At 53.3% G+C, this 5,238-nt stretch carries 2 protein-coding genes; both read right to left on the reverse strand.

All coding sequences use genetic code 11. The features are described from left to right. On the reverse strand, positions 1-1,728 hold a 1,728-nt coding region (locus C3B51_RS20680; RefSeq protein WP_240701939.1), incomplete at its 3' end, for a condensation domain-containing protein. Continuing rightward, positions 1,728-5,238, reverse strand: a 3,511-nt coding sequence (locus C3B51_RS20685; protein WP_130246263.1) for a non-ribosomal peptide synthetase, incomplete at its 5' end; no start/stop codon positions are given. The genes C3B51_RS20680 and C3B51_RS20685, both read right to left, overlap by 1 nt.

Raw genomic sequence — 5,238 nt, forward strand, 5'->3', positions numbered from 1 at the left:
GGCCGCCTGGGCATTGAGCTGCGCATAGCTAAGTTGCTCGCTGTCACTGTGTACAGCAATGGCATCCGGTGTCAGGGCTGCCTGCTGCTCGAAGCGCTCAATCAGACCCGTTGCATCATCAAGGCGGCATGCCCCCGCCTGCGTATACAAAGTCTGAGGCTGATTAAACAGCACATCGGCCACACTGGCAGTCGCCATTGTGCATTGCTGATAGGCCTGGGCCAGGTTGCGACAGATCTGTTGCAACAAACTACTCAGTGTAGCAACCGTTTGGGTGTCAAATAGTTCATTATCATACGACCAGTCAATCACTATGTTCTGTTCAGAGACATGGGCATGAATATCCAGATCGCCACGTACAACAACGGCGTCCTTACCTAATTCAAAACCAGCAAATCCAGCGTCGTTCAGTAACCTTGCATCCTCACTCGAAAGTTCACCCAGCTCAGAACCCATAGTGAACTGGATCTGGAACAGGGGACTGTAATTGCCTGCCCGGGTGATATCCAGCGCTTCGACCAGGTTATCAAAAGGCAGCTGCTGATTGTTCTGCGCTTCGATGTGGGTGCGCGCAACTTGCTTTAGATACTCAGCCAGCGGCTGTGCACGATCGGTGTCCAGACGCAACACCAGGCGATTCAGGAAACAACCGATCAGTGGATGCAGTTGTTCACTGTCTCGATTGGAAATCGTCGTCCCCATTACGACGTCCTGATACTGACCGTACTGAGACAATGCCAGCGCCAGGCAACTGTGTAATAACATAAAGGGGGTGAGTTTGTACTCACGAGCAAGACTGTGCAACACTGGCACCAGGTCATCTGGCAGGGCCTCACTGTAAAGCTTACCAAAATTGGCTTTTTCTGGCTGACGAGGATGATCCAGCGGCAGGCTATGCAGTTGCGCTATACCGGCCAGTTTATTACGCCAGTAGTTGGTTTGCTGTGCACATTGCTCACTGTTCAGCCAGTCTTGTTGCCAGCTGGCATAATCCAGATACTGAATAGGCAACTCGCCTTGCGGTTGCTGCGCGTTTTGTAACTGTAAATACGCCGTCATTAAGTCTTGCTTCAGAATATCCAAAGACCAGGCATCGCAGGCGATATGATGGATATTGATGATCAGTAACCCGGCCCCGCTCAGCGCGTCGGGCATCAAAAAGTGGTCAACCCGGATCATCAGGTCGTGCTCCAGCGCAAAGGGCGCAGCAATACAAGCCTCGACTTGCGCGCTAAAATCCGCCTCACTGAGCGCGGCACTATCATGGTAGTGAATGCGCACCCGCGCATCACTGATACACTGCTCAGTGGTACCATCGGCCGTCAGCACGTAGCGACTACGCAAAATCTCATGCTTTTGCAGCACATGATTAAGTGCCCCTTCCAGGTGCGTCAATGACACAGCGTCGGTCAGAGTAAATGCCAGCGGCATATGGTAGTCACTGGAGCCACCTCGTAACTTGTCAATGAACCAAAAGCGCTTCTGTGCCGAGGATAAAGGATAGCTTTTCCCTGTTTCACGACTGAGTTTTTTGATCGGGCTCGCGCCAGACGTCGGGCTCTGTTGCTGTGACAAATAAGCCATTAATGCCGCTTTATTGTCTCTGATAAGGGTGGCCAGTTCAGGGGTCAACGCGCCCTTTTTGGCCTCCACGGCAAGACGCTCGCCATTTACAAACAGCAGGATTTGGTTGTGAGTCAGTTGATCGATAATTGCTTGTGTGTTCATTAGAATTCTACCCTTTCAATTTGGTCTGCGCTGGCATCATTTATTTGTTGTTTTAATGCGTGTTGGTTACGTTGGCGCTCGATTTCGGCAGCCAATGTGGCGACCGTGTCATTTTCAAAAATGGTTTGTACCGTCAGTGTTACTTCAAGCTGTGACTGGATCTGAGAGACGGCTTTGAGGATCAGCAGTGAGTGTCCGCCCAGATTAAAGAAGCTGGTTGTGACACCTATGTCCTGCGCATCGCGGGACAATAGCTGTGCCCAGATAGCGACAAGCTGGTGTTCCAGTTCACTGGAGGGCGCACAATATTCGCGTTGCTGCACATTGAGTCTGGGCTGTGGCAAGGCAGCCACGTCTAGCTTGCCATTCACAGTCAGTGGTAGCTCATCGACAAGATTTACACTGCCCGGCTGCATGTAGTGCGGCAGTTGCTCTGCCAACTGCTGGCTGATGGCCTGCAAGGTACTTTGCGGATCTGCCTCGGCATAACGCGGATGCAACTTAAGGTAAGCGGCCAGGTGCTGCTCTGTGTCTACTTTAAAGACCGTCACGGCGGCATCTTGAACCTGCGGTAGCTGGGCTAATATCCCATTCAGCTCCCCCAGTTCCACCCGAAATCCCCGCAGCTTGATCTGGTCGTCATTACGACCTATGAAGATCAATTCGCCCTGCTCGGTGTAACGCACTAAGTCGCCGGTGCGATATAGTCGTGGCGCTGCGATCGCCACACACTGGTCGGCATAAGGATTGCGGATAAATCGCTCTGCGCTTAGTGTCGGTTGATTCAGATAGCCGCGTGCCACGCCCGGCCCGCCAATATACAATTCGCCTTCACTGCCTTTGGGCACCAGACCACCATCCTCATTGAGTATCAGTAAGGTGTTATTGACATTCGCTTTCCCTATGGTGATCTGCTCAGCGTCTGATGCCTTGTGTAAACGCGATGTGGTCGCTGTGATGGTTGCTTCTGTCGGTCCATAACTATTGAACAAAGTCACCCCGGGGGCAGCAGCAAAGAAGCGCGTCATATGGGCTTTGCTCATGGCTTCGCCACCAATGATCACCGCACGCAGGGTCTCGATGGCAAAGGCATTGTCCATATCACTCATTTGCTTCCAAAACGCTGTAGGCAAACTCATCACTGTGATTTGATGCGCGCTGCAAAACGCGTTAAAAGCTTGGGCACTGCCCAGGCACTCCTCGCTGCGCAGGACCAGGCTGGCGCCCTGACACAAAGCCCCAAACAGCTCCTCAACAAAAATATCAAAGCTCATGGTTGAGAACTGCAACATCACATCCTCAGCACTTAACCCATATTGCGTGCGACAGTGACACTGATAATTCACCAGCGAGCCATGCTCAACCGCAACGCCTTTGGGTTTACCGGTGGAGCCTGAGGTATAAATAACATAGGCCAGATTGGAGCCACAGACCCCGCTCAGAACCGGGTTGCTGTGTGGATAAGCGTCCAATTCCAGTGCAGCAATATCAATGGCCGAACCGCCTTGCTCTGCCATCAAGGTTTCAGCGACCGTCAGACCATTGCCAAATCCAAGCAGGTGTTTGAGTCCAGCATCTGATGCCATATAACTCAGGCGGCTGATGGGATAATCCGGGTCCAGCGGTACATAAGCGCCTCCGGCTTTTAATATCGCCAGAATGCTCACCACCATTTCCACCGAGCGGCTGGTGCATACTCCAATCAGGGTTTCTGGTGTCACCCTGTGCTCACTCAATAGATAGTGGGCGAGCTGATTGGCGCGTTGGTTCAGCGTGGCATAGCTAAGACGTTGTGCATTGCAGACCAGCGCCGTTGCGTGTGGTGTCGCCTGTACCTGTTGTTCGAATACAGTATGAATACACAGCGCCGGATCGTAGTGTTCGACCTGTTGGTTAAAGGTCACCAACAGCTCTTGCTGCTCCTCGGCCGACAGCATAGTTACGGTCCCTGCTGGCTGGGCCAACAAGGCCTGAGGTTGCTGCTGCGCCAGGGTGGTTAGTAAGACTTCCAAGTGATGCGCCAGGGTCTCAATTCGCTTAGCATTGAAGAGCGCTTTATCATAGGTCCAGCAGATCTCAACGCCGCCATCGCTCAGTGCAATGTCTACGTCGAGGTCAAACTTGGCAATCACGGCGTCCTCTGCCAGAGGGCTTAACTTTGCCTCTCCCAATGACCAGCCCGTGTTTTCCACCTGCTCGGCAGCTTCATAATCTCCCCGGATTGTCAGCATCACCTGAAACAATGGTGAATAGGCGCTGCTGCGAGGCACATTCAGCTGCTCAACCAGCTGCTCGAACGGAACATCCTGGTTAGACTGGGCCCCCAAATGGACGGCTTTAACATGGGCCAGATAGTCCGCCAGGGTCGCATGAGCCGTACTGACGTTCAGCACCAGCGTGTTCACAAAAAATCCGATCAGGGGTGCCAGCTCAGCCTGCAATCGGTTGGCCACCGGCGTACCGATAGCGATATCGCGGGCATTGCTGTGCCTGGATAGCAACAGCGACAATGCACCATGGAGCAACATAAAGGGCGTTAACCCCTGTATGTTTGCCAGTGCAGTCAGGCCCTTTGCCACCTCGCCATTGAGCGTGCTTTTTACCTGGCCACCCTGATGCTGTTTTACATCCGGGCGTGGCTTATCTAAAGGCAGACTATGTACCGCAGGTATATCGGCCAACTGCGCCTGCCAGTATCCCAGTTGCGCTGCCAGTACCGTGTCAGTTAAATTGTCCCGCTGCCACTGCGCGTAGTCTGCATACTGAATGGCAAGCGGTGTCAACGGGTTACTCTGGCCCCGGCTGTAGGCTTGATAGAGTGCTGCAAATTCTTTGACCAGTACCTGCATCGACCACCCATCAGAGGCGATATGATGCATATTGAACAGCAACACGCCGCTGCTATCTGCGGTTTGGATATAGCTTGCACGCACCATCACCTCGCGAGTCAGATCAAACGGCTGGTTTAGCTGCTGCGACATCACCGTGGCAATCGCCTGCTGCCGGGCGGTTTCGCTCAGCATACGCAGATCCTCATAACCAAGCGTGAAGTCAGCGTGCTGGCGGATCACCTGCAACTCATCGCGATAAACCGTTCTGAGCACCTCGTGACGCGCAATAATGGTTTGCAACACAGACTCGACCACATTCAGATCAAGTGCGCCCTGGACATGAAAGGCACTCGGCATGTTGTATTGTGCCGATCCCTGTTCAAGCTGTTCGATAAACCATAAGCGTTGCTGGGCAAACGATAATGGCGCGGTACTGTGCGCCCCCAGCTGCGGGTCCTCCTGAAGTACTCGAGGTTGTGCTGTTATACCCTCGGGCAGCGCCAGTCCCTGACACGCGATGACTTCTTTGGCCTGCTCAGCCACAGTTGCGGCATTGAACAAGATACTCAATGGCAGCTGGGCACCCAGCTGAGTGCGCAGGGCTGCAGCGAGCTTGACCGATAACAATGAGTGTCCGCCCAGTTCAAAAAAGCTGTCAGTGGCGCTGATCTTCGCCGCA

Source organism: Pseudoalteromonas rubra (genome assembly GCF_004212645.1).
Classification (GTDB): Bacteria; Pseudomonadota; Gammaproteobacteria; order Enterobacterales; family Alteromonadaceae; genus Pseudoalteromonas; species Pseudoalteromonas rubra_G.